This is a genomic window from Mesobacillus sp. QJM3NY_10 (genome assembly GCF_056173465.1).
In genome coordinates this window covers 459,484-483,393 of sequence record NZ_CM149675.1, presented here as the reverse complement: position 1 = coordinate 483,393, position 23,910 = coordinate 459,484, and the positions used below count along the sequence as shown (strand labels likewise).

At 43.6% G+C, this 23,910-nt stretch carries 27 protein-coding genes and 1 pseudogene; 7 read left to right on the top strand and 21 right to left on the bottom strand.

Features of this window, described 5'->3' with window-relative positions:
- Window positions 1–48 precede the first annotated feature (48 nt).
- Together AC0VX7_RS02405 and AC0VX7_RS02400 are read left to right on the top strand one after the other, a co-directional pair.
- On the top strand, window positions 49–588 hold the full coding sequence (locus AC0VX7_RS02405; RefSeq protein ID WP_475426496.1) for an N-acetylmuramoyl-L-alanine amidase family protein: 540 nt from the start codon (window positions 49–51) through the stop codon (window positions 586–588).
- 38 nt (window positions 589–626) lie between these two features.
- Window positions 627–842 (top strand): SPOR domain-containing protein, encoded by a 216-nt coding sequence (locus AC0VX7_RS02400; RefSeq protein ID WP_475426495.1) that lies wholly within the window; start codon window positions 627–629, stop codon window positions 840–842.
- A gap of 53 nt (window positions 843–895) precedes the next feature.
- On the opposite strand, the gene pepF is transcribed toward AC0VX7_RS02400, so the two are convergent.
- The 11 genes from pepF to AC0VX7_RS02345 all read right to left on the bottom strand — a co-directional run bounded on the left by pepF (window position 896) and on the right by AC0VX7_RS02345 (window position 8,107).
- Window positions 896–2,713 (bottom strand): oligoendopeptidase F, encoded by a 1,818-nt coding sequence (gene pepF, locus AC0VX7_RS02395; protein ID WP_475426494.1) that lies wholly within the window; start codon window positions 2,711–2,713, stop codon window positions 896–898.
- A gap of 133 nt (window positions 2,714–2,846) precedes the next feature.
- The gene (locus tag AC0VX7_RS02390) at window positions 2,847–3,632 is read right to left on the bottom strand and encodes an SDR family oxidoreductase (protein ID WP_475426493.1); all 786 of its coding nucleotides are present in this window, start codon (window positions 3,630–3,632) and stop codon (window positions 2,847–2,849) included.
- 162 nt (window positions 3,633–3,794) lie between these two features.
- Window positions 3,795–4,361 carry a DUF4256 domain-containing protein gene (locus AC0VX7_RS02385; RefSeq protein ID WP_475426492.1) on the bottom strand — a complete coding sequence of 189 codons (567 nt, stop codon included), beginning with the start codon at window positions 4,359–4,361 and terminating at the stop codon, window positions 3,795–3,797.
- Window positions 4,362–4,432: 71 nt separating this feature from the next.
- The gene (locus AC0VX7_RS02380) at window positions 4,433–4,891 is read right to left on the bottom strand and encodes a hypothetical protein (protein ID WP_215036865.1); all 459 of its coding nucleotides are present in this window, start codon (window positions 4,889–4,891) and stop codon (window positions 4,433–4,435) included.
- Window positions 4,892–5,701 carry a hypothetical protein gene (locus tag AC0VX7_RS02375; protein ID WP_475426491.1) on the bottom strand — a complete coding sequence of 270 codons (810 nt, stop codon included), beginning with the start codon at window positions 5,699–5,701 and terminating at the stop codon, window positions 4,892–4,894.
- Between the two features lie 144 nt (window positions 5,702–5,845).
- Window positions 5,846–6,019 (bottom strand): hypothetical protein, encoded by a 174-nt coding sequence (locus AC0VX7_RS02370; protein ID WP_475426490.1) that lies wholly within the window; start codon window positions 6,017–6,019, stop codon window positions 5,846–5,848.
- Window positions 6,020–6,040: 21 nt separating this feature from the next.
- Entirely contained in the window at window positions 6,041–6,409 is a 369-nt protein-coding gene (locus AC0VX7_RS02365) for a hypothetical protein (RefSeq protein WP_475426489.1), read from the bottom strand.
- A gap of 49 nt (window positions 6,410–6,458) precedes the next feature.
- A complete protein-coding gene (locus AC0VX7_RS02360) occupies window positions 6,459–6,734 on the bottom strand; it encodes a hypothetical protein (RefSeq protein WP_475426488.1) in 276 nt (91 codons plus the stop codon).
- Between the two features lie 363 nt (window positions 6,735–7,097).
- Window positions 7,098–7,307 (bottom strand): hypothetical protein, encoded by a 210-nt coding sequence (locus AC0VX7_RS02355; RefSeq protein WP_041964925.1) that lies wholly within the window; start codon window positions 7,305–7,307, stop codon window positions 7,098–7,100.
- 118 nt (window positions 7,308–7,425) lie between these two features.
- Window positions 7,426–7,602 carry a DUF4083 family protein gene (locus tag AC0VX7_RS02350; protein WP_475426487.1) on the bottom strand — a complete coding sequence of 59 codons (177 nt, stop codon included), beginning with the start codon at window positions 7,600–7,602 and terminating at the stop codon, window positions 7,426–7,428.
- 31 nt (window positions 7,603–7,633) lie between these two features.
- Entirely contained in the window at window positions 7,634–8,107 is a 474-nt protein-coding gene (locus AC0VX7_RS02345) for a DUF5662 family protein (RefSeq protein ID WP_475426486.1), read from the bottom strand.
- A 168-nt stretch (window positions 8,108–8,275) separates the two neighbouring features.
- On the opposite strand from AC0VX7_RS02345, the gene AC0VX7_RS02340 reads away from it, so the two are divergent.
- On the top strand, window positions 8,276–9,352 hold the full coding sequence (locus AC0VX7_RS02340) for a Gfo/Idh/MocA family protein (RefSeq protein ID WP_475426485.1): 1,077 nt from the start codon (window positions 8,276–8,278) through the stop codon (window positions 9,350–9,352).
- A gap of 321 nt (window positions 9,353–9,673) precedes the next feature.
- On the opposite strand, the gene AC0VX7_RS02335 is transcribed toward AC0VX7_RS02340, so the two are convergent.
- Both AC0VX7_RS02335 and AC0VX7_RS02330 read right to left on the bottom strand, forming a co-directional pair.
- Entirely contained in the window at window positions 9,674–9,850 is a 177-nt protein-coding gene (locus AC0VX7_RS02335; protein WP_170029930.1) for an SE1832 family protein, read from the bottom strand.
- 110 nt (window positions 9,851–9,960) lie between these two features.
- Entirely contained in the window at window positions 9,961–10,158 is a 198-nt protein-coding gene (locus AC0VX7_RS02330) for a DUF378 domain-containing protein (protein WP_213371547.1), read from the bottom strand.
- A 172-nt stretch (window positions 10,159–10,330) separates the two neighbouring features.
- On the opposite strand from AC0VX7_RS02330, the gene AC0VX7_RS02325 reads away from it, so the two are divergent.
- Both AC0VX7_RS02325 and AC0VX7_RS02320 read left to right on the top strand, forming a co-directional pair.
- Window positions 10,331–11,203 (top strand): MerR family transcriptional regulator, encoded by an 873-nt coding sequence (locus AC0VX7_RS02325; protein WP_475426484.1) that lies wholly within the window; start codon window positions 10,331–10,333, stop codon window positions 11,201–11,203.
- Between the two features lie 92 nt (window positions 11,204–11,295).
- Window positions 11,296–13,419, top strand: coding sequence for an MMPL family transporter (locus AC0VX7_RS02320; protein ID WP_475426483.1), 2,124 nt, complete (start codon window positions 11,296–11,298; stop codon window positions 13,417–13,419).
- A 654-nt stretch (window positions 13,420–14,073) separates the two neighbouring features.
- Here AC0VX7_RS02320 and AC0VX7_RS02315 read toward each other — a convergent pair.
- Window positions 14,074–15,579 carry a protein adenylyltransferase SelO gene (locus AC0VX7_RS02315; protein WP_475428059.1) on the bottom strand — a complete coding sequence of 502 codons (1,506 nt, stop codon included), beginning with the start codon at window positions 15,577–15,579 and terminating at the stop codon, window positions 14,074–14,076.
- 145 nt (window positions 15,580–15,724) lie between these two features.
- On the opposite strand from AC0VX7_RS02315, the gene AC0VX7_RS02310 reads away from it, so the two are divergent.
- Entirely contained in the window at window positions 15,725–16,621 is an 897-nt protein-coding gene (locus tag AC0VX7_RS02310) for a 3-hydroxyacyl-CoA dehydrogenase (RefSeq protein WP_475426482.1), read from the top strand.
- An 836-nt stretch (window positions 16,622–17,457) separates the two neighbouring features.
- On the opposite strand, the gene wrbA is transcribed toward AC0VX7_RS02310, so the two are convergent.
- The 5 genes from wrbA to AC0VX7_RS02285 form a co-directional block, all read right to left on the bottom strand.
- Window positions 17,458–18,063 (bottom strand): NAD(P)H:quinone oxidoreductase, encoded by a 606-nt coding sequence (wrbA, locus tag AC0VX7_RS02305; protein ID WP_475426481.1) that lies wholly within the window; start codon window positions 18,061–18,063, stop codon window positions 17,458–17,460.
- 56 nt (window positions 18,064–18,119) lie between these two features.
- Entirely contained in the window at window positions 18,120–19,103 is a 984-nt protein-coding gene (locus tag AC0VX7_RS02300; protein WP_475426480.1) for a ring-cleaving dioxygenase, read from the bottom strand.
- A gap of 178 nt (window positions 19,104–19,281) precedes the next feature.
- Complete coding sequence (locus tag AC0VX7_RS02295) at window positions 19,282–19,563, bottom strand: GNAT family N-acetyltransferase (RefSeq protein ID WP_475426479.1); 282 nt, start codon at window positions 19,561–19,563, stop codon at window positions 19,282–19,284.
- Window positions 19,564–19,653: 90 nt separating this feature from the next.
- Window positions 19,654–20,184: a CBO0543 family protein gene (locus tag AC0VX7_RS02290; RefSeq protein WP_475426478.1), complete on the bottom strand. Its 531-nt coding sequence runs from the start codon at window positions 20,182–20,184 to the stop codon at window positions 19,654–19,656.
- A gap of 192 nt (window positions 20,185–20,376) precedes the next feature.
- Window positions 20,377–21,348 (bottom strand): PstS family phosphate ABC transporter substrate-binding protein, encoded by a 972-nt coding sequence (locus AC0VX7_RS02285; RefSeq protein ID WP_475426477.1) that lies wholly within the window; start codon window positions 21,346–21,348, stop codon window positions 20,377–20,379.
- A gap of 285 nt (window positions 21,349–21,633) precedes the next feature.
- Between AC0VX7_RS02285 and AC0VX7_RS02280 the strand changes: the two are divergent.
- Window positions 21,634–22,065: pseudogene (locus AC0VX7_RS02280) on the top strand (AhpC/TSA family protein); the annotation flags it as partial.
- Window positions 22,066–23,298: 1,233 nt separating this feature from the next.
- Here AC0VX7_RS02280 and AC0VX7_RS02275 read toward each other — a convergent pair.
- Both AC0VX7_RS02275 and AC0VX7_RS02270 read right to left on the bottom strand, forming a co-directional pair.
- Window positions 23,299–23,442, bottom strand: a complete 144-nt coding sequence (locus tag AC0VX7_RS02275) for a hypothetical protein (RefSeq protein WP_475426476.1) — start codon at window positions 23,440–23,442, stop codon at window positions 23,299–23,301.
- 12 nt (window positions 23,443–23,454) lie between these two features.
- The gene (locus AC0VX7_RS02270; RefSeq protein ID WP_475426475.1) at window positions 23,455–23,910 is read right to left on the bottom strand and encodes a DUF2269 family protein; all 456 of its coding nucleotides are present in this window, start codon (window positions 23,908–23,910) and stop codon (window positions 23,455–23,457) included.

Below are 23,910 nucleotides of genomic sequence, written 5' to 3'. Positions count from 1 at the left end.
CTTTTCTCCTACATATCCTATAAAGACCAACTTAAAGGAGGAGGCTATATGAAACTTTATTTAGATCCAGGCCATGGCGGCTCGGATCCGGGAGCGCAGGGAAATGGTCTTCGGGAAAAAGACTTGAACCTGGATATTGCATTGAAAATCCGTTCCATTCTTGAAGATAACTACGAAAATATTGAAGTGAAAATGAGTAGGACAAGCGATATGAATAAAAGCTTGAGCCAGCGCACCAATGAGGCTAATGCCTGGGGCGCTGACTTTTACCTATCAATCCACATCAATTCCTTCAATGGCTCTGCCCAGGGATATGAGGATTATATTCATAGCAGCTTATCCAATAATTCGGCAACCGCAAGATACCGCGACATCATCCATACTGAGGTTATGAAGCTGAATCAGCTTGATGACCGTGGCAAGAAAAAAGCAGATTTCCATGTTCTGCGTGAAACAACGATGGATGCGATGCTATCTGAGAACGGCTTTATCGACAATGCCCAGAATGCCGCCCTGATGAAGCAGGATCCTGGCGGCGAAATGTTGCCCAGGGACATGCGAATGGTATTGCACAAGCATTCAACCTAACTCCGAAGGAAGCCACTGATCGCGGAGCACTGTATAAAGTGATTGCCGGATCCTTCAAGCAAAGGGAAAATGCCGAGAAGCGAGTGACAGAACTGGAAACACAAGGATTCGAGAGCTTTATTACGACAGCGGAGATTTCCGGTGAAACCTGGTTCCGTGTTCAAGCTGGTGCTTTTTCTAACCGCGAGAATGCTAAATCTCGCCTCCGGGAAATCGAAAGTAACGGAATCGATGCTTTTATTGCGACTGATTAATATGTATTTCATGGCCGAATCCTAAACCAGGATCCGGCCATTTTTTTTGAACATTACTCCTCAAAGCTTTCTTCCAGCTCCGTAATCAGCTTACCTACATGCGCAACCGCCTCGCGGATTGGCTCTGGCTTGGACATGTCGACTCCTGCCTTTTTGATTAAATCTAAAGGTTTCATCGTTCCACCAGCTCTCAATACTTCGAGCCATTTTTCCACCGCCGGCTTGCCTTCGTCCAAGATTTGTCGGGAAACAAGCGTTGAAACAGTTAACCCAGCGGAATACGTATATGGATATAAGCCCATATAATAGTGCGGCTGGTGCATCCAGGTCAGGCCAGCTCCTTCGTCCATTTCAACAGAGTCTCCCCAGAAGTTTTCAAGGATCTCCAGCTTTAACTTGGACAAAAAGTCTGCTGTCAACGGCTCCCCTTCTTCGGCCAGTTTGTAAACCCTGCGCTGAAGTTCTCCCTCGAGCAGATGGGTAACAAAATTATGATAATACGTCCCTAACAGCTGAAGGATGACCCAGCGCCTTTTCCGCTTGTCCTCCGTATTCGACAACAAGTGGTTTCCGAGCAGCATTTCATTCATCGTCGATGGTGCCTCGATAAAATATCTCGATGGCCGGGTATTGACCATTCTCTGATTCTTTCCTGCCAGGTAAAAATGTCCGGCATGCCCCAATTCATGGGCAAGCGTGAATGCACCGCGCATCGTATCCGGCCAGGTCATCAGGACGTATGGATGTGCACCATATGGACTCGAACAAAAAGCTCCCGTGCTTTTCCCGACATTGTCAGCATAATCCACCCATCTCTCGGATAGCGCCGTCTTGATCATCTTGCTGTACTCCGGCCCCATGATTTCGAATGCTTCCTGGACCGTTTCAGCTGCCTCATCATAGCTGGTCTCTATTTTATAATCTGGATCCAGCGGCGCTTTAAGGTCGGCATTTGTCATCTTATCCAGTCCTAAAACGCGTTTTTTTAAGTTAGCATAGCGTCTCATATGCGGAGCCAGCTCTTCCTGGATGATATCCAGCTGGTTATCGTACATCTCCTGGGTGACCTGCTGATCATGCAGAAGCATGTCCGTGACAGAATCATAGTTCCTTAGCCGGGACATCGCCACCTCCTGATTCACCTGAGTTGCGTAGGTTGCCGCAAAGGTATGCTTATACTGGTTCAATGTCTTGTTGAAAGAATCATATGAATTCCGCCTCACCGTACTGGATGGTGACGATGCATATTTCCCTGCGTAAAGTGCAAATGATAAAGGAAATTCATTACCCTCATCATCAATGAAAGAATCAAACTGCATGTCTGACAGTTTGCCGCGATTATAAATATTGTATGGGGAACTGAACAGTGAACCGAGAGCCGCAAGCGTTTCCTCTGTTTCCTCTCCGAGTGCGTGTGCCTTGCGATTCTGTAAATCGCTCAAATACCTTTTAAATGGCTCCAATCCCGGCTCCTCATTTATAAATTGATCGACTTTCCCATCCGGAAGCTTGATGATTTCTGTCTCTACAAACGACAGCTCCGAATTGACTGTCGACTGAGCATCGCTCGCCTTAGCCGCATCCTTTTGTCTTTCTGGATCGGTATGATCTACCGATTGACGCAGATTTGCATACATTGAAACAAGGTTAAAGCGTTCCAGCAGCTTCTCCTTCGCCTCAAGGCATTCCAGCAGCTCACCTGCACTTTTACCAATCTTCCCTTTATATTTAGTGACTTCCGGCAAATCGTCCTTGACCGCCTTCAGCTCCTTCTCCCAGTCACTCTTCGTTTCAAAAAGAGTACTTAAATCCCAGGTCTGCTTTTCATCCACATCCTGTCTTTTTATCCGCTCATTTGATTTTTTCGCCATGTTTTCCCCTCCTTGTGATTTTCGTCTATTTAAGCTATACCACAACAAAAAGCCTGTACACGTTGAATTTGATGGAAGCACCAGCATATTAAATAGCCTGGCACAACAAATGCCAGGCTTCTTACCTCCACAATTAAATGTCCATCGTCCATCTTTCTTCTTGCGTCTTTTTGAGTTGTTTTTCCGTTTCTTCCGGATAAACCGTCCGGAATTTATGGTGATCTGCAGGGATGATTTCTACCATTTTCGCAATCATATCCTCTGGATCAAACTGGTCCTTCAGCGCCTCTTCCTGCTTTTCCATATCCTCTTTCCGGGTAAAATTCTTCTCTTCATCGTACCACTTCCACTTTTCCTCAGCAGCTCGCTTATTGAAGCCGGTTTCGAATGCGCCCGGGTTAATCGTCGCTACTTTTACATTGAACTCCGCAAGCTCCGACTTCAACGTTTGCGCGATTCCCTCGATGGCATGCTTCGTAGCCGTATAGGGACCAACATACGGTGTTGCTGAAATACCAGCCATCGAGCTCATGAAAATGATTTTTCCGCTTCCCTTCTTCACTAGCTTTTGTGCTGCGATTTGCACTGTTTCCAGTGTCGAGAACACATTCACTTCAAAGAGAGCACGAATCCGGTCCATTGGCACTTCACCCAGCGGTCCGCCTTCATTGATGGCTGCATTCGCGACAAACACATCAAAGTCGTAGTTCTTAATTTGTTCACGATCCCGCTCATTCGTAATATCCAGCTTAAACACTTCCATATCAAGCCCCTTCTCCTCAGCTTCCCTCATCAGATCCGTCTTCTGGGAAGTCAGTTCAGTCGTCGCAATCACGCGGTGCCCCTGCTTCGCAAGCCCAAGAGAAGCTCCCCTGCCAAGCCCGCTGCCAGCACCCGTAATAAAAATCGTTTTAGTCATTCCGACTCCTCCTATCAATATGAACTAGTCTTTTCATCTTCCCGGGAGGCGATGGCGTGAAACATAAACCTTTTATAGCCATGTAAAAAAGCCCAGAGTATAATCACTCTGAGCTTCTACATTTGAACTCTATTATTTCTATTATTGAATATAAATTACAAATCAAACCCTCAACGACCCACGGAAACCCCTTGCACCATAATAGGAATCCGCTCCATTGTGGTACACAAAGACCGTGTCGTAGCGGCGATCGCAAAAAAGGGCCCCGCCTAGTTTTCTAATATTCTCAGGCGTTTGCACCCAGCTTGACGTTTTCAGATCAAATTTCCCTAGTTTCTGCAGCTCCCGGTATTGTTCTTCCGTTAAGAGCTCAATCCCCATGGCAGCTACCATATCCATCACACTATTCTCAGGCTTGTGTTTTTTCCTTGCCTCCAAAGCTTCCCGGTCGTAACAAACACTTCTGCGGCCTTTAGGACTTTCCGCTGAACAATCATAAAAAATGTATTCGCCCGTCTCTGGATCAAGACCAACAACATCCGGTTCCCCGCCAGTTGCTTCCATTTCACTGAGTGACCACAATTTTTCATTATTAGTTTCAAGACTAGCTTGTACACTAGCCCATTCAAGACCTTCATGTCTGTTCATATTTTTCTCAAAACGAGCTTTCAAAGTTTCTAGCAATTCTCCCTGTTGTTCTCGTGACAACTCTCTGTTTCCCTTTGCCATATTAACTCCCCCTTGTTTTCATGCACAATTGCCAATTCTTGAATGTTACTGTTTAAACTGCGCAAGATCCATTACTCTAGTTTTGCTACCCCTAATGCTAAATGTTCCCACAGTACCTCTTCAACTTTTTCAGCCAATTCCTTCTGACATTCTACGACTAACACCACTTCTGACTTCTTCCCTTTCACAACCCTATTTCTTTTATGTACAACTTTATAAATGATGTAGTCGATGATAAAGCCAAGTATAAATCCAGTTGCCGCGCCAATGAGTCCCCAATAAATGGGCCCCCATTCTAAAATAAACCCTACGCTTGCGCCAACGACAGAAAAGGCTGTTCCAATCGCTGCTCCCTTGTCAAATAGGCTAATACCATCAGCACGATGAAGTGTATCAAATAATCTCCTTTCCTCCACTCTATTAATAAGGGGAACAGCAAGAATACTTTCCTTTTTCACACCGACTTTTTCCAAAGAAGTGATGGCAAGTTCAAGATAGGAGGAATGCTCAAAGGTTGAGAAAATCTGCAATTATTTCACCTCATCCACCGAAACAGGAATTTTCACCCGAGATTGCTGATAATTTTCTTTAAGATATTTTCTTTGTTCACTTTCAAATAGTTTATTATTTTCAACTGTATTGACGTACGAATCATAAATGGCAAACCCGTAAAGAGAAGGCATAAACAGAAGCCATTGCGGATCAAGGACTTGTGTTGCTTGACTAATATCCCCCAGGAAAAGAAGATGAACTGCAACCAGGATCTTTGAAAAATATACAAAAACAATCATAAATATCAATGTGAAAATCCCAGTGATCACTCGGTGGATATATAGTTGACCCAACCCTGGCGTAAGTATAGACCATACAAAGGCATTGAGCGGTCTTCTTTTATCTAAATAATTTATCTCTGCGGCACCAATGACAAATGAATTGAATTCCGCATCCTCCCGTTCTGCTAATAGGAACACTTTATTCATATCAACAGTGGTTCGGTAACTATCCCAAATAGCAAAAATATAAACAGGAATATACATAAGCGTCCATCTCGGATCAAGAACGTCTTTTGCCATCTCAATATTCCCAGTAAAAGACAAAACCATAGCTTGGTTTATGTGAGCCATGTTATTAACAAAAATCTCCCAAATAAATAAAGCATAACCTCTAAGATATTTAGACAGAAGAAGATGTCCAAACCCCGGAAATGCGGCTGACCACCAGGCAATAATAAAAGGATTTCGCAGATGAAGTTGAGTTGTACCAAGGGTACTAACGTGAGCTTTAAACCTCCTTGCTCTTCGGGAGGGGTTTACTGGATTTGTTGGATTGAAATTTTCCATAAGTATATCCTCAACTTTTTATATGTTAAGGCTATCTTTTAATAAAACTGGTAATTTTATTCAGCAACTCTGAAGTATGAGCAATGAGACGGTTAACTTTAAATTACTGACCCTTATCGGAACAGCTGCACATTGCAACAGCAATTATATCCCTTTCCCCTTATCATCCCTGAATGCGTCCCAAACCATTATAGCTACTAGAACAGTGAACAGACCTTTCCCAACATTCTTCAGCGTTTCGGAATCAGAACCGTAAGACACAATAACTGAACTTACAATCATAAAAAACACGATAACCAGTTTAGTAGTTCTTTTCAAACCTGTCCCCCCTGGACAAAATTACTTTTTGAATTTCAGGGTCCTTCTTACTGCAAGCAATATATACAGAGTTGCGGAATACAAAGTTAAGCTAATCATGTAAAAAATCGCCTGTGGTTTCCTTGATTCACTGGCGACACCGTGGAGTTTGTTATAGTCATCAATCGATATAAAATAAGACCAGATGTAACTTAAAGTGATCACCAATAATAGTAAAGCAAGAAAGGCCTTTTTATGTAAAATCAATCTAGACAAACTCTCCTTAAAATCCTTGGAGACTGTCACCTTAGAATTTCCTTCGACCCTGATCTTATTGTTAAAAGACGTTAAGAAGTAAACCATCAAGCCTCCCCAGACAATACCAAAAACCATTAATTCTGCGGATTCCACTTTGAATCCTCCTCCATATTGGTCAACCCAGTCGTTCTATCTCACATTTCTACTGTTTAGCTTCTAGGTATTTTTTATAAGCGCCCGGGCTTTGCAAATGTTCAGGAACGATTTCATGTGCCGGCTCCTGCACCTTCTCTTGTACTTTTCCAACCTCAGGCGATATAGTCGCAATCCTTTTACGGACGTCATTCAGTAAGTAAATCCCTCTAAATAGACTGCCTGCAATAATTCCGAAGGCAAGGATGCCACCTACAATCGGCCCCATAACAAATAGAAGGTAACCTAGAATGACACTTAACAGTATGGATAAAAACAAATACATGCCCCCATTTCTAGCTTAATAAAATGAAATGATTCCTAAATACTCTATCATTTATCGATATCCTAATTCTTAAATCACTGGTTCGCAGCACATACTCTTTGATCCCGATAAATTCTGATTCAGCAATCAAATAGAAGTGCGTGCCTTTTTTCAAACCCTTAAATTCGTTTTTCAGCATATATCTCTTCATTATTATTCTTGTTACTCCTGTAAGATTCTTTTCAATAAGTTCAACAAAAAGAAGCGTGAATCCTCCAAGATTTACGCTTCTTTGCTAGAATATTGAGCTTTTACTAAAATAACTACGTTGCTTGGCGTGAAGGCCTAAGGCAGCACTTAGTTTTTATCCTTCACCTTGTCCAACTACCGTGAAGATTTTGGCGGCTGGCACACTTCACATTTGCGCTGGTGATTATCCTTGAATTTCTTGAAGGGTTTTTCAAAATTGTTGCCGCAAGCGCATTTAAAGAGTAATTTTTGTGAAAAACCATGATATTCTGTCGTCAGCAGCTTACTCTCTGAGTTTTTCTCCACAAACTCTCTAATCTTTTCAATCGTCCATCGTTTGTTCATGTTATACCTCCATATATGATCGCTAGGCGGAGGCTTTTCGAGCATCCGTGCAATTATGTTTAAAATTCATCTAAGTTCTTCATTATACCATGTGCCGACATACAATTATATAAGCTGTTTAGTCTTTATTTTCCTTCTCAAGCAACTCAATTATTCGGTCAAGTTTTCGTTCTATACTCTTCGAATGATTAGGTTCCTTTACTACAAGTGACCGGACAGCATAAAAAACAGCAGCCACAATACCAATCATTAAAATGAAAGAAATAAATTGAAATAATAGATCTCCAATGTTCATATTAATCCCGCCCCATAATTCTTATGATTTATTATCCTATAGTTTCTTTAACCTCCGCTTCCCTTTCATTTTTAATAATCATTTCAAGTGCATCTCTTGTTTCAGGATGCAGTATCATTTTTTCTGTAAGTTTTAAATTCGACAACTTCACCTTCCTACCCCATCTTCTCGAAAAAGAACGCCAATCACAAACCATTTCAAGTAGATATTTTCTTGGCATTGGCAAGGCTATCTTTTGATTCGGATCAACTACCCAATACTCCCAATGATGTTTATTTTTATGTTGATGATGGAGCCATGCAAACTTCCATTTCATTTCATCAATAGAATCTATATTCCTATCCATGAAAAATTTCTTCGTATATGGGAAAAATTCCTTTGGATTAAATTTTGATAAGTCATGAGTAATCCCCTGTATATATAAACCTTCTCTCCAACATTCAACTAATACATTAATTTTATGTTCAAGTATATAAAGAAAGTTTCTCCAGCAAGCTTTTAACATAATAGGCACCTACTATAGTAGAGTATATTGTCAGTTCATATTCTCCACGTTTGTCTAGTAATCCTCTTACTTTGTAATAAAAAGGTATTTGTTTGTTGTTTATATTGATTTACATTCCTCCCCTGCTGGACTTACTATTAAATTATATTCTGGACAGGGGTGGTATTTTTGGAAAAGTTTAGAGTCGGGATTATCGGAACGGGGTTTGGTGCCAAAGTTCATGCTCCGATGATGGACCATCATGAGGGTTTTGATGTTGTATCTATTTCTAGTGTATCAAGAGGAAATGTTGAAGAGGCACGGAAGGCAAGCGGGATTGACAATATCTATACCGACTGGCGGCAGATGCTTGAGCAGGAGACCCTCGATTTAGTGGTCGTGGCATCTGCTGTGCATTTACATAAGGAAATGGTTGCCGCCGCTTTTGACAAGGGCATTCATGTCGTCTGTGAAAAGCCAATGGCCCTGGATATTGCTGAAACGAAAGAGATGATCACAGAAAGAGACAAGGCAGGCAAACTCGGGCTGATCAATCATGAATTCCGCTTTTTGCCGGCTCGTACGAAGGTAAAAGAAATCATGGAAAGCGGAAAACTCGGGGGAATTTTGCATGTTCGCTACGAGTGCTCTTTTGCGAATTATACCGGACTGATTTCAAAACCGCGAGGCTGGCTGGGACAGGAAGAAAAAGGCGGCGGAATGCTTGGCGCAATCGGATCTCATATGACAGATGCTCTTCAATGGTGGTTGGACAGCCCATTTAAAGAAGTGTTTGCCCAGCTGCCAATTCACATCCCCACCCAGACTGATCAAAACGGGAATACTGAACATCGAACAGCGGACGATGCTTTTCAGATTATCGGCTCTCTGGAAAATGGGGCTACTGTAACGCTTGAACTCCTTTCTGCAGCGCGCCAAACTGAGCATACATGGCGTCTTGAGATTTACGGTACGGTAGGCACACTTGTTATGCTGGATGACAAAAAGGTGCTGCTATCTGTTGGAAATTCTCCACTTGAAGAAGTTGAGCTAGTTCCAGATATTGAAGCCCCTTCTACTATGCCGCAAATCGCAGCAAGGTACTATAACGGCTTCCAAAGGGCTTTAGATGCCCTGCATGAAACTCTGGCTTCAGGAAAGAAACACCCATACCTCGCTGCCTTCGAACATGGACATGCGACTCAAAAAGTTTTAGATGCAGTAAGAACTTCTGCACTTGAAGGTCGAAAAATGGGAGTTAAATAAAGGATTCACGTCAGTAAGCTTAACAGGCATGAGCCAGGTAATGAACTGGCTCATGCCTTTAATTCTTTCAATAGTCCAGGGTAGTTGCCCTCCATAACTGTGCATGACGCTGTGGCCGATGGGAAAATGGGTTTAATCAAACGTTTGATTAATAAATTTAAGTACAGGAATGATTGACTTTGTTGAAGCACAAATCATTTTTGAAAGCTGCTCTATTAAAGTGCTAACTTTATTAGGCTTAATCCTTGGGACCTGACAATCTAAAATAGTCCTTCTTCCAAAAAGAAAAGCCTAATTCCTTTAAGGAACAGGCTTGTCATTTTACATATCACGAAGCATTGTGTTCAAAGAGCTTAATTCCTCTTCAATCGCTGCCAGCCGCTTCTCCAGCGGATGCAAGTTGCCTTTGACAGATTCCAATTTTTCGAGATTGTGCTGAAGCTGCAAATACTCGTCTTTCAGTTCGACGATTTTATATTCAATTTCTCTTTTATCCATTGCTTGCTCCCCCTGTTTCGACGATTACTTCTTATAGAATAGCGATAACAGGGCGTTTATTCAAGATGCATGCAAAAGGCGTACAGATAAGTTTCTGTACGCCCTTTCCTCTATTTATTCACTTTAGATAAAAGCGTGATGCTGTAAATGGCCGCGAGTCCTACAAGGATATAGACCAATTTTGCGATCGGGCTGTCCATGCCTCCGAAAAGACCGCCAACCAAATCCCATTCAAATAATCCAACCAATAGCCAATTTAAACCGCCGACAATAAGCAATACTAATGATACCAAATTCAACGTTTTCATTTTGACACCACCCATTGTATAATTTTTGTATAACCTTTCGAAATTAATTATACAAAACCTATACAAAATTAGCAAACATTTTATATAATTATATGAAAATGTTGATTTGACAACTTTTAACCTGTGTAATTTTTGTATAACTTCTCTATACTGATGAGTGGAGGTGAAAATAATGTATAGCATCAAGCAGGTATCAGAACGATTGGATATACCCGCCGTCACGATCAGGGCCTGGGAAAACCGCTATAGTGTCGTAGCTCCGACAAGGACTGAGGGCGGTCACCGTTTATATAGCGAAAAGGATTTCGAAACACTTAAGTGGATTAAGACTCAAGTACACGAAAAGAATATGAAAATCAGTGATGCAGTCAGGATGCTACAGGAGTCCCCTCCGGCTTCCTCCCCACCTCCATCACAGAATGACAAGTACGGTGAGCTAAAAGAAAAGCTTTACGAAGCGCTGGTCAACCTTGATACTCAAGAAGCAAATCAGATTGCTGACCTCGCTTTTTCCTTGTATGACTATGAAGAGGTATTCCATCACATATTAGTTCAGGTTTTGTATAAGGTTGGAGATGAATGGGAGAATGGCGCCATCTCGGTTGCCCAGGAGCATTTTGCTTCGCAGTTCATTATCAACCGCTGTACCCAGTTCCTGAGGGTCCTCCCTGTCAATCTTGCCCTTCCGAAAGTGCTGGCATTTTGTCCAGAAGGAGAGCAGCATCAGATTGGGTTGATGGTCTTCAGCTTATTTTTAAAAAAGAAGGGCCATGACGTCATCTATTTAGGCCCGAATACGCCGCTTGAGGGATTATCAGATTTGATAAAAATGAAAAACATTAGCGTTGTCGCGATTTCAATGACGAATCCGAATCCCATTAAAAAGGTGGAGGACTGGATTCAATCATGCCTCAAAATGGATCCATCCCTGAAGTTCTTTGTCGGGGGCAGCTGCGTAAAAGATTGTCCAAAGCTGGAGTCCAAGTCTGTCAGCTACTCCCTAGGTTCTGATTGGGATAGATGGCATGACTCATTTATGCGCTGATATTTTATTAACAGAAACTCTATAATTATCTTGATTTTACAGAGAAATGAAATGGTAAGATTAGAATGGAATCTTATCAGGGAGGTTTACTAGTGAAAAAGCTGTTATATCCAATTACCGATTGGGTTTCAACGAAGCGTGGAATGTGGATCACAATCATCGCCTGGCTGGTCCTTATGGTTGGCTTAAGTGCAGGACCTATGCTTAGTGAATATAAAACAACCAACTTCCAATCGCTTCCTGATGAAGCACAGTCAATGATAGCAGAGAAAAAGGCTGAAGAGCTCTTTCCAAATGAACAAGGAACACCGGGAATTCTGGTCTTCCACAATAAAAATGGCGACATCAATCTGGATGAAGTTAAACAAATCCTTAATGGAATTGTTGCTGAGGATATAGAAGGCATTGAAACCATCGTTGATATCAGCGCACTACCTCCTCAAGCTTTGGGAGGCTTTACATCAGAAGATGGCTCAACGATGATCGTCCCGATGGAGCTTGAAAAAGGACTCGGGAACAGCCAGTATTCCGAAATTAATGACAAGGCTCTGGAGACCGGCAACAAGATTGCTGAAGACCTTGAAAATACGGAATTTTATATTACTGGACCTGCCGGTATTGCCGGCGATACGGTCAAGCTTTTTGAACAAGCTGACTTTGTCCTGTTAATCGCAACTGTTTTGATCATTTTAATCTTGTTGATTGTTATTTACCGGTCACCATTGCTCGCGATTATCCCGCTTCTTGCGACTGTCATTGTCTATCAAGTCGTAAATCAAAGCGTCGCGCTGATGGGTGCAGGCGGCCTGGAGGTCAGCAGCCAAACCTCCTCCATCATGAGTATCTTGCTTTTTGCTGCAGTCATTGACTATTCACTGTTCGTCTTCTCGCGGTACCGCGAGGAACTGAACAAATATGAGAGCAAGTACGAGGCAATGAAATACGCGATGCGTGCAACTGGTGAACCCGTATTCTTCGCAGGAGGCACTGTGTTAGCTGCGATGCTGATCCTATTCTTTGCCGATTTCCGCGATTACCTGAACTTCGCACCTGTTTTCGGGACGGCCATGTTCTTCATCATGATTGCGTCGGTCACATTGCTGCCGGCACTATTTACATTATTCGGACGTAAAGCATTCTGGCCGAAGGTACCGAAGTACGGCCAGGAAACCGAAGTGAAGCACGGAATCTGGGGACCGGTCGCCAGGTTCGTCGTTAACAAGCCTGGAATCTCAGGTGGAATTGTTGCCTTATTCCTGGTCATCACTGCATTCAATGTCTTCAATCTGGATTTTGAATTTGATACGGTAAAAAAATTCCCTGAAGACCTGCCTTCACGCGTCGGCTATGAAATCGTCGAGGCAAGGTTTGACAAAGGGGAATTGGCACCGACTACCCTGGTGATCGAAGGCGATGATGCTTTCACCCCGGAAGAGACAAAGGCCATTATCGACCAGTGGCAAAGCTATGATGAGATTGCCTCCGTCCGGGTATCCGCTCAAACTGATGATGCAGAAGCCTTGAAGCTGAACGTTGCTTTATCAATGAATCCATACTCGACAGAAGCAATTGATTTCATCGGGGATCTACGCGGTGAAACTCCAGAGTTATTAGAGGAGCTTGCGATCGATGGAGAAGCTTATTATAGCGGAGTCACGGCCAAGCTTTTGGACGAACGGGAAATCAATAACCGTGATATCGTAAAAATCGTGCTCCTAGAGACGGTGTTGATTCTCGTTCTCTTGTACGCTCTCACCCGTTCGATCAAGATGTCCATCTACATGATGGGAACCATCCTGTTATCATACTTATCTGCGTTGGGACTCGGAATCTTCCTCGTCGACGTCTTATTCGGCTTCGAAGCATTAAGCTCGCGCGTTCCAGTCTACGCCTTCATCTTCCTGGTGGCATTGGGAATCGATTATAACATCATCCTCGCCTCCCGATTCATAGAAGAGCGTAAGGCACACAAAGTCAAGGACGCACTTGAAATCGCGATTCGCAATACCGGCGGCGTCATTTCATCAGCGGGTGTCATCCTAGCTGCAACCTTCGCAGCGCTGACAACAATGCCAATCGCCGACCTGTTCGTCTTCGGCTTCATCGTCGCAGTCGGAATCCTGATCGACACGTTCCTCGTGCGCGGCATGCTATTGCCAGCATTGATTCTTTTCTTTGAAAAAGATGAGAAGACAGCTGAAGTGCAACAGAATTAGAAAAAGGCAATCCCAGTAGCAGTAGCCATGGGATTGCCTTTTTTATATAACCGGACACTTTATCACGATCGCTATGGATTTCTGTCCTTCATGACCCTGATGACGGACATTTTTTCATGAGTTCACGGGATTTCTGTCCGTCATGGCCTCGATGACGGAAACTTTTTCATGATTTCACGGGGTTTCTGTCCGTCATAACCTCGATGACGGACACTTTCACATGAGTTCCCTGCATTTCTGTCCGTCATAGCCTCGATGACGGAAACTTTCACATGAGTTCCCTGCATTTCTGTCCGTCATAGCCTCGATGACGGACACTTTTTCATGATTTCACTGGATTTCTGTCCGTCATAACCTCGATGACGGACACTTTTTCGCTATTCCACTGGATTTGTGTCCGTCATAACCTCAATGACGGACACTTTCACATGAGTTCCCTGCATTTCTGTCCGTCATAGCCTCGATGACGGACGCTTTTTCATGATTTCACTGGATTTGTGTCCGTCATAACCTCGATGACGGACACTTTTTCAGGATTCCCTCGAGGTTTTGTCCATCATAGCCTTGATGACGGACACTTTTTCTCATTTCTCTCGGGTTTTTGTCCGTCATGACTTTGACGACGGTCACTTCATCGCGTTTTACGCTTACATATTACGTCCCACAAAATGTCCGGTAAGGTCTTGCCGTTGGGGGAGCTGGCTTGCAGTATTCGGCCTGTTCAGGAGAATGCTCGTATGGGTTGGCAAGGACTTCGAGCAATTTCACCATGACGCTCAAGTCACCATTCACAGCAGCCTCGAGTGCTTCCTCTACCCTATGGTTGCGAGGAATTACGCCCGGATTGTTGTCACGCATCAGTTCCTGTGCGTCTTCCTTCGATTGCTCTTGACGTCCGAGCCTTTCCTTCCATCTTCCCTGCCACTTCGTGAACTCCTCAGCCTTGAACAGTTCTGATCCTTCCAGCTGATCAAAGGTTAAAGCTTTAAACGTATTCGTAAAGTCAGCTTTATGTTTGTGCATCAAATTAAGCAATTCAGAAATAAGCGCTTTGTCTTCTTTTTCCTCATTGAAAATACCTAGTTTCATCCTCATTCCGGAAATGAATTCTGCTTCAAATATTTCCGGGAATTCAGAGAGGGCTTCCTCCGCCAGTTTCACGGCCTCATCTTCTTCATCATGCAATAAAGGCAATAAGGCTTCAGCAAAACGCGAGAGATTCCAGCCACCGATATATGGCTGATTGCCGTAGGCATAGCGGCCATCCCGGTCAATTGAACTGAAAACCGTCGCCGGGTCATACGTGTCCATGAAAGCACAAGGGCCATAATCGATTGACTCGCCGCTGATCGTCATGTTGTCAGTGTTCATGACACCGTGGATAAAACCAACATGCTGCCATTTCGCAATCAATGATGCCTGGCGCTTGATCACTTTTTTCAAAAAGGAAAGATAGCGGTTTTCCTCCCCCGCAACTTCAGGATAATGTCGCTCAATTGCATAATCAGCCAGTGCCCTCAAGTCCTCTGTCTTACCCCAGTTAGCGGCGAATTGGAATGTTCCCACCCTGAGGTGACTTGCTGCCACACGGGTAAGAATTGCGCCAGTTTGCATCGTCTCGCGGATGATTTCCTCCCCAGTTGTCGCCACTGCCAGACTTCTGGTCGTCGGGATTCCCAATCCTACCATCGCTTCACTGATGATAAACTCCCGCAGCATTGGCCCAAGTCCTGCGCGCCCGTCTCCACCACGCGAATATGGCGTCCGCCCTGAACCCTTCAGCTGTATGTCAAACCTCTCACCATCCGGAGTAATCTGCTCGCCCAACAGGACCGCCCTGCCGTCTCCAAGCATTGTGAAATGCCCGAATTGATGTCCTGCATATGCCTGAGCAAGAGGAGTTCCTCCTTCAGGAATCTCGTTTCCGCCAAAGATCACAGCCCCTTCTTCATCTTGCAGCGCTTCAGGATTCAAACCGAGTTCTTCCGCCAGCGACTCATTGAAAATTACCACTTCCGGTGCTTCCACAGTAGTCGGTTTCTGCAGACTATAAAATATTTTAGGCAGCCGTGAATAGCTATTATCGATATTCCAGCCAGCTTGATTGGTTGTCATTGGATTGCCTCCTTTATCTTCACGTTCTTGTCGTTCGTTTTTCATATCCATTAATGTATTCTTCCTTCTACTTAATATACCCTCCCTACTGATTGGTAAAGCTGTCATTTGTTTTAGCTCAAGGGTTAGAAAAATACTTTTTAAGAATAATAATTGTGGGTAAACAAATAGTGTAGAAAGGAGAATTGCCATGAATTATAAAAACATTACTGTCGCCGGAAGCGGCGTTTTAGGAAGCCAAATTGCTTTTCAAACTGCATATAGTGGTTTCAATGTTTCAGTTTACGATATCAACGATGAAGCGATCGAGCGCGCCAAGGAACGTATCTCGAAGCTTATGCCGCGTTACCAGGAGGATCTTGGAGCATCCGAGCAGGAGGTTGATAAGGCCTACAACCGCCTTTCTTTTTACAGTGATCTTCCACAGGCGGTAGCTGACGCTGATTTGGTCATTGAGGCGGTACCTGAGGTCATCGACATCAAAACGGATTTTTACAAGAAACTAGGACAAGTCGCACCTGAAAAGACTGTGTTCGCGACGAACACTTCTACGTTGCTGCCAAGCCAGTTTGCCGATGCGACAGGGCGTCCTGAAAAATTCCTCGCCCTTCACTTTGCGAATGAAATCTGGAAAAATAACACCGCCGAAGTCATGATGCATCCTGGCACAGACAAGAAAGTGTTTGATGATCTGTTGGAATTCGCAAAAGCCATCGGCATGGTCGCCTTGCCTTTATACAAGGAGCAGCCTGGATATATCCTGAACTCGTTATTGGTGCCGTTTTTAGAAGCAGGCCAAATGCTGCTCCTGAAGGAAGTAGCCGAAAAGGAAACCATCGACAAGACGTGGATGATCGCAACCGGCGCTCCAAAAGGACCGTTCGCGATTTTAGACATCGTCGGAATCACCACAGCATACAATATCGCCAATGCCAAGGGCGAAGCTGGAGTTCCACAATTTAAAGAGCTCGCGAATCTATTGAAAACTGAGTACATTGACAAAGGAAAACTCGGTGTAGCAACCGGTGAAGGATTTTATAAATATCCGAACCCTAGCTATGAACAGCCAGGTTTTCTAAAAGAATAACCTCATATGCAGATGCCCAATCCTTGTGTGGATTGGGCATTTTGTTTTGGCTGGTATCAAGCTTTTATCAAAATCAGAGACAAAGTTATCGGACATTTCCTTGTGATTTCATCATCCATTTGGCCGATAGACCCCTTCTATCGGACATTTCCTCGTGATTCAGCCTTCCGTTTGGCCGATAGACCCCTTCTATCGGACACTTCCTCGTGATTCAGCCTTCCGTTTGGCCGATAGACCCCTTCTATCGGACACTTCCTCGTGATTTCGTCTTCCTTTTGTCCGATAGACCCCTTCTATCGGACACTTCCTCGTGATTTAGCCTTCCTTTTGGCCGATAGACCCCTTCTATCGGACACTTCCTCGTGATTTCGTCATCCATTTGGCCGATAGACCTCTTCTATCGGACATTTCTCCGGGTTCTCTTATTCAAAATGTCCATTAAACAACTCTTATTAGACATTTCAACACTCCTCCGCATTCAAAATGTCCATTAAACAACTCTTATTAGACATTTCCACACTCCTCCGCTCTCAAAATGTCCATTAAACAACTCTTATTAGACATTTCAACACTCCTCCGCATTCAAAATGTCCATTAAACAACTCTTATTAGACATTTCCACACTCCTCCGCATTCAAAATGTCTATTAAACAACTCTTATTAGACATTTCAACACTCCTCCGCTCTCAAAATGTCCATTAAACAACTCTTATTAGACATTTTATCCCGCTCTACAATCAAAATGTCCATTAAAAACTTCCTCCACACACCCTGCCTACCCATACCAAAAAAAACAGCCTAACTCCTCAAAAGGAATTAGGCTATCTAATCACACCTTATTGATTCCCGTTCTTCACCCAACCAGCAACGGTCACTGTGCGCTTCGCCTGGTATTTTACCGCAGCTTCAACGTCTTCAATCATGTTGCCGTCCTGATCAACCGTAACACTTGTTCCGTATGGGTTGCCACCGGCACCGAATGTGACTGGATCGCTGTAACCTGGCGCCGCAACGATTGCACCCCAGTGGTACATCGTCGTGTATAGTGACAGAATGGTAGCTTCTTGCCCACCGTGCGGATTTTGCGCAGATGACATGGCGCTCACAACTTTGTTTACCAACTTGCCCTGTGCCCAGAGGCCGCCTGTCGTATCTAGGAATTGCTTCATTTGAGATGGCATGTTCCCGAATCGTGTTGGAACGCTGAAGATAATCGCGTCTGCCCATTCAAGATCATCGGGAGTCACTTCAGGGATATCCTTTGTGTTTTCAACAGTGGCTTTCCACGCTTCATTACCTTCAATTGCTGATTCAGGGGCTAATTCCTTCACCTTAAAAACCTTCACATCTGCTCCAGCTTCTTTTGCGCCTTCTGCAGCCCATTTCGAAAGCTGTACATTCGTTCCGCTCATGCTGTAAAAAATCACTGCTAATTTGACCATTTTATCTGCCTCCTTTAGTAGTAGTTTTCCACAAACTCCCGTCCTGCAAACTAGACTTACAGATACTCTTTTTCAATATCACGTGTGCTGCGGACTGTATCAATCGGTCGCACAAAGTCCTCGATCTGCTCGCGTTTCGATTCGAGAAATGGCGGCAGTGACAATTTTTCACCAAGGGTCTCGTATGGTTCGTCACCCATGAAGCCTGGTCCGTCTGTTGCCCATTCGAACAAGATTCCTGGTGCTACACGCGCATACAATGATTCAAAGAAGAATCGGTCGACATAACCGGATGTACCGAATCCCGCCGCCTTCATATGATCAATCCACTCATAAAGAACCGAAGTGTCAGCAACACGGAAAGCGGTATGGTGCACGGTGCCGAATCCCTGGCGTCCTGCTGGCAGCACTTTATTGTCCTCAACAATGACCTGTGCGCCATTCCCGCCTTCACCCATTTCAAAAAGATGCAGGGAACCTTCCTTCCCTACTTCACGCATATGCATGACTTTTTCCAATACCTCTTTAAAATAATCAAATCGTGAGATCCTAATATGGATTGGCCCAAGGCCTGTGATCGCGTACTCCAACGGTACCGGACCGTTTTGCCATGGTGTTCCTGAAGCGACACCCTCGTTGAACTCATCTGATACCAGCATGTATTGCTGATCATCAAAATCGACGAAAGAAATCGTCTTCTTGCCAAACAGTTCCTGGATGCCAGTATGCTTGACTTCGTATTTATCGAAACGCTTCACCCAGTATTCCAGCGCCTCATCTGTCGGAACACGGAAGCCTGTTTTATAAATCTCGTCCGTTCCATGAGAACCCTTCGGAATCCCAGGGAAATCAAAGAATGTCATATCCGTTCCCGCTGACCCTTTATCATCCGCGAAAAATAAGTGATAAGTACGGATATCATCCTGGTTGACGGTCTTTTTTACAAGACGCATTCCCAGCACATATGTGAAAAACTCATAATTCTTCTCCGCACTGCTAGTAATGGCGGTAACATGGTGAATTCCTTTTAATTCGTTCAAGTTGTCTCCCCCTTTATCTCGAAACCGAGATATTATTACAAAAAATATCTATTCTTACTTTAACCTTAATGCCTTCGAAAAAAACATAATATCTTGAATTCGAGATAATTTTATCATGTGGTTATTTTCATGTCAACCTGGATAAAAGCCCTTGAGCTGTCTCAAAGGCTTTCTCCAGCTATTGTTTTAGAACTTCTTTATATTCAGGTTTCCTCTCAAATTCCTTTTGCGCAAAGGAACAAACTGGCTCCACCTTCAGGCCTTCATTTTTTGCCTTCTCAACAACCTGGCGTACCAATTCCTCCGCCACGCCCTGTCCGCGATTCGCTGGGTCGACACCCGTATGGTTAATGACAAGAAACTTATCTCCATCCCGAGTATAGGTTACTTCCCCTACCTCGAGCCCATCTGAATCCTTTGCGACAAAACGTCCGTCTTCTTCTGCATACTTAAACGACATAACAACACCTCCTGATTTATTCTCTTTTCCCGCATCTATATGAACTTACTCACTTTTTTACAACAAACAATCATCAAAAGACAAGGAGTATTATCGAAAAACATTAGCAGGTACTTCAAAGCTATTCCATAAGAAAACAATAAATACCGCCGAGAGGATCCAGGCGAATACCGGCCTATGAAAATGGATCTTCAATATGAGGAACATGACCGCATTAAAAAGGATGGACCACCCGAAATTCCAGCCATTGTAGTATTTTATTAAATGATAATGCAAGTCGATCATTTCATTTAGAATGTAAATTAGCATCCACCCTAAATAATAAATGAACTTAATGATGGCACCTTGTTGTGGAAAATGAGACAAGTAGGCAAGACATGTCGCAGGGTATTTTAATATCATGATTGAAAATGTAATATGAGAATTGGTGATTCCCAGTTCCCTGTCACCAGGCGAGGGTACATACCTCCACATTGGATAATAATCCGACAGTAAATAAAGATAAATAAAATCCCCAAGCATAAAGAAAAGGATTGTCGGATAGTACCTTCTCCAGTTCCTCCAATCCCCCCATATGATTAAAATTCCCAGCCAAAAAATCGCATAAATCGCATTCGTCATAGTCTGCCTCACTGAAAATTATTTACAAATAAAGGAAACGTTTTCCGTAGTATACCCATTCCTCTATCAATTATTTCTTAATCGCTACGATCTTCTGAAGAATACACTTACTTTAAGGAGGATTGATACGATAATCTTTATTCATACGAAACAAAAGGAAGTATGAGAACATGCCTCATACTTCCTTTTTGTTTACTTCAATTCTTCTAGTTCTTCGATTGTTGCAAGGATGTCCTCGTCTGTCAGTGGTGCGAAGCCTGTTTCTGCGGCAATATCCTGTGCATTTTCCATTGTGTAGATCGCGTAATCTAGTACTTGTGCTTTCTCTTTTGCGTTATTAACATTCAAATATGTGAACACAGGTCGTGTGAATGGACCGTACTTCCCGTCTTCCTTGATTGTTTCCAGTGAAGGTTCAACAGGTCCGTTACCGAAATCCACCCTCACTGCATCCAATTTTTCTTTGTTGTTTGCATAGTAGCCATAGCCGAAAAAGCCGATTGCGTTCTTGTCTTTGGAAACCAGGTCAACCAGTGTAGAGTAGTCCTGTTGCAGGTTGATGCCTTCTACAAGATCTTTTTCATCAAGAATGTTTTCAAACATGAACTCGTATGTTCCATGATTTTCGTTCGGACCATATGTGTTAATTGCTTCAGCCGGGAAGTCAGGACGTACATCCGACCATTTCTTCTTTCCGCCTTCAGCAAGGAAGATATCAATGACTTCTTCTTTTGTCAGCTCCTTTGCCCAGTCGTTGTCCTTATTGATGACAATCGTCAGGCCATCCAAAGCTACTTTCATTTCTTTCACGTCGATTCCAAGCTCTTCGGCTTTTGCCTTTTCTTCGTCTTTGATCTGGCGTGATGCATCATTGTAGTCTGTTCCATCTTCAACGAGGAATTTCTTGAAGCCAGCGGAAGTGCCGGAGCGGCTAACCTCTACAGATACATCTTCTTGGGTGGACATATAGTTCTCTGCCATTTTTGCCATGAACGGGTAAACAGTGCCGGAGCCATCGATCACAACGCTGCCTTCAAGTTGAGTTTCAGTTTCATTAGAACCATTCGTTGCTTCTGCGTTACTTTCTCCATCTGAGCAAGCAGTTCCGAAAGCCATTACACCAGCAAGCATCGTAAACATCGCTAATTTTTTAAAACTCTTCATTCCTTAATTCCCCCTAATATTATGTCCGTTGCTACAAGAACAAGATTACTAGACAGTTATTAACCTCGTTTTAAGGAGTTGTAAATTAATTGAAAAGGTTTGTTAAGGAATGTTAATTCTTTCCTCAAAGGGAGAAGTTATATATAGTGAAGAAAAGGAGGTTTCGGTATGGAATATGTATTAGAAACTACAGATCCTGAAAAATCACTAACCTTGGAAACAGCCATTCAGGGGAATCCAACGATGGTCGTATTTGTGCGCCACCTTGGCTGACCAGTCTGCCGAGCATACCTTGCGCAGTTGCGCGAGCGAATAACTGAAGTTGAAGCAACAGGTTACCAGGTCATAGCCGTCGCCCCATCAAAAGGCTCTTTTATCAAGCAATTCATTGAACAGTTTGGGCCTTTCCCATTTCCTATACTTGGGGATCCAACGCGTAAAGCATATCGGGGTATGGGCCATAAAACGATGCCTAAGTGGAAGCTGCTGGCGAAAGCCGGTTTTGGTTTTATTACTGGCCAGGTCAAAGACTTTATCCCTAAAAACGAGAAGCAGAAACAATTCGTCATGAAGTCGATGAAGACACAGGACGTCTATATTCAAGGAGGAACCTGGCTCTATTCGGCCGACGGCATACTCTTATGGAAGCATATCGATGAATCACCCGAGGATCACGCAAAAATTGATGAAGTCTTGCAGCAAATGAAAAAACGCTGATCAGCTTAACTCGCGATCAGCGTTTCTTCTTTTCATCTTTATCGGAAACTTGCTCAAATAATTGTGAAATATAACCTTTTAATTCAAAACCCTCATCATTCATGAATTCCTTAATTTGCTTCATCCTAATCTACCTCCGTTGTTAATATGTTGTTGGTTATAGTATTCCCACTCTAGCAAACTTTTATTCACCCAATTTTTAGAAGGATTGGTAGTCTATTAGTTTAGACGGAGGTGAATTGGAAAAGTTGCATAATTAAGTAAAAGTTTTACAGTTTATCTTTATTCAGATTCCACGTGGTGCAATCGTGCTGAAGCAAGTAGGCCAGATGACCCCATACCTGTCATAATTCCTCCGGTTTCTTGACAGCCTTTGGCCTCAGGGCGTCATACCTGTCACAATTCCTCCGGTTTCTTGACAGCTTTTAGCCTCAGGGCCTCATACCTGTCATAATTCCTTCGTTTTCTTGACAGCTTTTGGCCCGGTGCACCCAAACCTGTCATAATTCCTCCGGTTTCTTGACAGCTTTTGGTCTCAGGACCTCTTACCTGTCATAATTCCTTCGGTTTCTTGACAGCTTTTAGCCTCAGGACCTCACACCTGTCATAATTCCTCCGGTTTCTTGACAGCTTTTAGCCTCAGGACCTCTTACCTGTCATAATTCCTTCGTTTTCTTGACAGCTTTTAGCCTCAGGACCTCTTACCTGTCACAATTCCTTCGTTTTCTTGACAGCTTTTGGCCCGGTGCACCCAAACCTGTCATAATTCCTCCGGTTTCTTGACAGCTTTTGGCCTCAGGACCTCTTACCTGTCACAATTCCTCCATTTTCTTGACAGCTTTTAGCCTCAGGACCTCATACCTGTCACAATTCCTTCGTTTTCTTGACATCTTTTGGCCTCAGGACCTCATACCTGTCACAATTCCTCCGGTTTCTTGACAGCTTTTGGCCCGGTGCACCCAAACCTGTCATAATTCCTCCGGTTTCTTGACAGCTTTTGGCCTCAGGACCTCATACCTGTCACAATTCCTTCGGTTTCTTGACAGCTTTTGGTCTCAGGACCTCATACCTGTCACAATTCCTTCGGTTTCTTGACAGCTTTTGGCCTCAGGACCTCATACCTGTCCAAACCCAGCCCTACTTCTGACAGCTATTCCTATTTCGACCCCGAAGCTGTCTGAATAACAAAAAAAGCACCAACCCAAAAGGCTGGCACTCTCTCTTCCTATCATCCTACTTAACAAACACATAAGGATTTCCGCCGATGGACTTCCTCATTTCTGCAGTAATGACCACGCTGGATACCTGTGTCGGTGCAGCACCTGTGGTCTGTTTGTTTTCTCCGTTCCCGTCATAATACATTGGCTTCGCTTGCATTTGTATTTCCCCCTAGAATGGTTTTGTTGACATAAGCACGATCAGCACAACTGCTGCAACATGCGCGATGCCATTCATCTTGGCGACTTTTTTATCCAGCTGATGATACTCGGCTGGCAGTTCGCCGTCACCGCTGTTCATCACGATATCGACTTGCTTTTCGATTGTTTTTGGTAACATTGCTGCGACAACAGGCTGAATCAGCACGTATATAATCAAGGAACCGATGAACCATCCCTGTGACCAAAGCACCGGATTGACGATGGCCATCAAAATTCCGCTGGCTAACAATGTAAGTGATCCGACTTTGGCAAAGATCTCAATTTTTTTATTAATCTCAAAACAAACTTTTGCGTTCGTTACTGACTTAGCACCAAACTTGGCAACCACCGGCATTCCAAAGCTCGCTCCTAAACCAACAACGGCCGCGATGAGATGAACTAAAACTAATAATCCATATAAAGTCAC

What these genes read in the sequence shown, in the direction of transcription:
- AC0VX7_RS02405 (WP_475426496.1), top strand. Translation starts at nt 49, where the DNA reads ATGAAACTTTATTTAGATCCAGGCCATGGCGGCTCGGATCCGGGAGCG.
- pepF (WP_475426494.1), bottom strand. Translation starts at nt 2,713, where the DNA reads ATGGCGAAAAAATCAAATGAGCGGATAAAAAGACAGGATGTGGATGAA.
- AC0VX7_RS02390 (WP_475426493.1), bottom strand. Translation starts at nt 3,632, where the DNA reads ATGACTAAAACGATTTTTATTACGGGTGCTGGCAGCGGGCTTGGCAGG.
- AC0VX7_RS02385 (WP_475426492.1), bottom strand. Translation starts at nt 4,361, where the DNA reads ATGGCAAAGGGAAACAGAGAGTTGTCACGAGAACAACAGGGAGAATTG.
- AC0VX7_RS02375 (WP_475426491.1), bottom strand. Translation starts at nt 5,701, where the DNA reads ATGGAAAATTTCAATCCAACAAATCCAGTAAACCCCTCCCGAAGAGCA.
- AC0VX7_RS02360 (WP_475426488.1), bottom strand. Translation starts at nt 6,734, where the DNA reads ATGTATTTGTTTTTATCCATACTGTTAAGTGTCATTCTAGGTTACCTT.
- AC0VX7_RS02355 (WP_041964925.1), bottom strand. Translation starts at nt 7,307, where the DNA reads ATGAACAAACGATGGACGATTGAAAAGATTAGAGAGTTTGTGGAGAAA.
- AC0VX7_RS02350 (WP_475426487.1), bottom strand. Translation starts at nt 7,602, where the DNA reads ATGAACATTGGAGATCTATTATTTCAATTTATTTCTTTCATTTTAATG.
- AC0VX7_RS02345 (WP_475426486.1), bottom strand. Translation starts at nt 8,107, where the DNA reads ATGTTAAAAGCTTGCTGGAGAAACTTTCTTTATATACTTGAACATAAA.
- AC0VX7_RS02335 (WP_170029930.1), bottom strand. Translation starts at nt 9,850, where the DNA reads ATGGATAAAAGAGAAATTGAATATAAAATCGTCGAACTGAAAGACGAG.
- AC0VX7_RS02330 (WP_213371547.1), bottom strand. Translation starts at nt 10,158, where the DNA reads ATGAAAACGTTGAATTTGGTATCATTAGTATTGCTTATTGTCGGCGGT.
- AC0VX7_RS02325 (WP_475426484.1), top strand. Translation starts at nt 10,331, where the DNA reads ATGTATAGCATCAAGCAGGTATCAGAACGATTGGATATACCCGCCGTC.
- AC0VX7_RS02315 (WP_475428059.1), bottom strand. Translation starts at nt 15,579, where the DNA reads ATGAAAAACGAACGACAAGAACGTGAAGATAAAGGAGGCAATCCAATG.
- AC0VX7_RS02310 (WP_475426482.1), top strand. Translation starts at nt 15,725, where the DNA reads ATGAATTATAAAAACATTACTGTCGCCGGAAGCGGCGTTTTAGGAAGC.
- wrbA (WP_475426481.1), bottom strand. Translation starts at nt 18,063, where the DNA reads ATGGTCAAATTAGCAGTGATTTTTTACAGCATGAGCGGAACGAATGTA.
- AC0VX7_RS02295 (WP_475426479.1), bottom strand. Translation starts at nt 19,563, where the DNA reads ATGTCGTTTAAGTATGCAGAAGAAGACGGACGTTTTGTCGCAAAGGAT.
- AC0VX7_RS02290 (WP_475426478.1), bottom strand. Translation starts at nt 20,184, where the DNA reads ATGACGAATGCGATTTATGCGATTTTTTGGCTGGGAATTTTAATCATA.
- AC0VX7_RS02285 (WP_475426477.1), bottom strand. Translation starts at nt 21,348, where the DNA reads ATGAAGAGTTTTAAAAAATTAGCGATGTTTACGATGCTTGCTGGTGTA.
- AC0VX7_RS02275 (WP_475426476.1), bottom strand. Translation starts at nt 23,442, where the DNA reads ATGCAAGCGAAGCCAATGTATTATGACGGGAACGGAGAAAACAAACAG.